We start from the raw sequence: 3,337 nt of genomic DNA on the forward strand, positions 1-3,337 counted from the left end.
TGGTTAATTAATAATGGTGTGTATTATACTGGTCGTTTAGGGAAATTCCATAGTAATCCAAATAAACCTTTAGAAGTACTTACACAAGCAATGAACATGTACCCGCGTTTAAGTGAAGCTTATTTTAATGCGGTAGAGCAAATTTCAACAAACTATGGTGGAAAAGATTATTATGGAAATACAGTAGATTTAAAGAAAATACGTGAAGAAGGGCAAAAGCAGTACTTACCAAAAACGTATACATTCGATGACGGTGCTATTGTATTTAAAACAGGAGATAAAGTAACGGAAGAAAAGGTTAAGAGATTATATTGGGCTGCTAAAGAAGTAAAAGCGCAGTATCATCGTGTAATTGGAAAAGATGGAGCGTTAGAACCAGGGAAAGCTGATGATGTACTGACAATGGTAATTTATAATAATCCAGATGAATATAAACGAAATAGCCAACTATATGGATATGACACGAATAATGGTGGAATTTATATTGAAGGAATCGGAACGTTCTTTACATTTGAGCGTACACCAGAGCAAAGTCGTTATAGTTTGGAAGAATTGTTCCGTCATGAATTTACACACTATTTACAGGGAAGATACGAAGTTCCAGGATCATGGGGACAAGGAGAAATGTATCGAAATGAACGATTGACTTGGTTTGAAGAAGGAAATGCAGAATTTTTTGCGGGATCTACTCGTACGAATAATGTTGTTCCACGCAAAAGTATAATTAGCGGATTATCATCTGATCCTGCGAAACGCTATACAGCAGAACGAACATTATTTTCGAAATATGGAGAAGGAGTAGGAAACGAAAAATGGGACTTTTATAATTATTCTTTTGCACTGCAGTCTTACTTATATACTCATCAATTTGAAACGTTCGATAAGATTCAAGATTTAATTCGCGCAAATGATGTGAATGGTTATGATGCATATCGTGAAACTTTAAGTAAGGATCCAAATTTAAATAAAGGATACCAAGACTATATGAAGCAGTTAATTGATAATCAGGGTACATATAATACACCACAAGTATCAGATGATTATTTAGCTGAACATGCACCAAAACCACTAGCTGATGTAAAGAAAGACATTACAGATGTAGCGAAAATAAAAGATGCAACGATTACAAAGCATAATTCTCAATTCTTTAATACGTTTACATTAGAAGGAACATATACAGGCGGTGTAACAAAAGGAGAATCTGAGGATTGGAAAGCGATGAGCAAGCAAATCAATCAATCTTTAGAACAGTTGGCGCAAAAAGAATGGAGCGGTTACAAAACAGTTACAGCGTATTTTGTTAATTATCGTGTGAACTCAAACAATCAATTTGAGTACGATGTTGTATTCCATGGTGTTGCAACAGGGGAAGAAGAAAAACAGGCGATTAAAGTAAATATGAATGGACCGTATAATGAGATATTGAATGAAAAAGTTGAGTTTCATAGCGATGGTACAGAAAGCACAGGCGGAAAAATTGTTTCTTATCTCTGGGATTTTGGGGATGGTACAACAAGTACAGAAGCAAATCCTACTCATGTATATGGTAAAGAGGGAACATATACTGCAAAGCTAACAGTGAAAGATAATAAAGGAAAAGTGGGCCGAGGACAAACAACGGTTACCGTAAAAAAGGATGAGCCAGCAGGCCATAACTATCAAGAGGCAAAGGTACTTAGTTTTAATAAGCTTTCAAAAGGAAATATGGATAGACCTAATATGGCGTATATGTACACATTCAATGTCACATCTCCAAAAGAAGTAGATATTTCTGTTATAGATGAACAGGAAATTGGGATAAACTGGGATGTATATCATGAATCAGATTTAGGAAATCCTGTTATTACGGGTCAAGCGGATGGAAATAATATAAAAGGGAAATTTGAAGCGAAACCTGGGAAGTATTACTTAGTTTCATTTTTTGATCAGGAAAATAGAAAGGGAACATATTCATTATTAGTAAAATAAATTCGTTTAATTATATAACGATGAATCGTAATGAATAAGAGCCTTTTGCTATTCCTTGTTTATTCATGCAATCTTGCATAAAGTCTTGTATACACTCACTATCATTTGGTAGTCTAAAAAAGTAAAAACTATATGTTTTTTATTTCAAAAAACAATGTTTGTCGAGAGTAAACCATCTTAACTGTAATGACCAACTAAGGAATAGGGCAGAATCTGGATTCAGATTCTGCCCCTTTCTTTTTCACCTACAATCCAAGCCAAAAATAAAATAAAAAAAAGATCAAACCAGAAAAAACAATCTAGTTCGGTCTTCTTTTTATTTTAAATTCATTAATGATCGCTTTTTTCACATCACTATAAAATACCATTATCAACATTCCCAATATAGTTATAAAAAATTCAAGAATCGAAAACTTCAAATCAAAATTATGATGATAAATTGATTTGGTCTTACTATCTGTTCAAATTTTTTAACCATTAACATTAGCCCTATAACAAAAAAGAATTTGTAGTCCTTCTACAAGTTCTTTTTTGTTATAGGGAATAATTAATTTCCAATACATGTCTTAATGCCAAAACGTGATATTTCGTTGCCTCCCATATGCAATATTGCATATAAAAATACATTGATATAAATGTAAGCGCTTACTATAATAAAAATATAAAGATTCACCACATCTTAATACTCAAAAAAGAGGAGGAAATAATATGGAAATCGCAATGACAGTTTTAAAATTTATAGGTGGAGCAATCCCATTCGTTCAAGAACTTTTAAAAGCATTTATGTAAATTCATTATTTAGCAATTATCTATAAAATTATCATAGCTTAATACGAACAAGAGGAGGAAATAATATGGAAATCGCAATGACAGTTTTAAAATTTATTGGTGGAGCAATCCCATTAATTCAAGACCTTCTAAAAACATTTATGTAAGTTCATTATTTAGCAATTATTTATAAAATTATCATACCTTAATACGAACAAGAGGAGGAAATAATATGGAAATCGCAATGACAGTTTTAAAATTTATTGGTGGAGCAATCCCATTAATTCAAGACCTTCTAAAAACATTTATGTAAGTTCATTATTTAGCAATTATTTATAAAATTATCATACAAATGATCTGTATATCAAAAATAAATTGATGTGCAGATCATTTGTGTGAGCAAAGTCCCTTTAACATTATTAAGGGACTTTTTTTAATTTCTACATACTTGAGGTTCCGTCACATCAACATCAAGTTAAAAGCACTTTTAAAACATTAAAAAGTGCTTTTTATTTATTATAAATACGAATGTAAACTGTTGAATATTTATTTACATTCACTTAAAGGGATAGTACCACACACCCATCAACTTAAGGGATAT

At 31.8% G+C, this 3,337-nt stretch carries 1 protein-coding gene; it reads left to right on the forward strand.

Annotated elements, in window-relative coordinates; translation table 11 throughout:
• Positions 1 to 1,968: collagenase (locus tag VK90_RS27285; RefSeq protein WP_048376742.1), on the forward strand; the 1,968-nt coding region annotated here is incomplete at its 5' end.
• Between the last annotated feature and the right edge of the window lie 1,369 nt (positions 1,969 to 3,337).

This window comes from Bacillus sp. LK2, assembly GCF_001043575.1.
GTDB classification, from domain to species: Bacteria; Bacillota; Bacilli; order Bacillales; family Bacillaceae_G; genus Bacillus_A; species Bacillus_A paramycoides.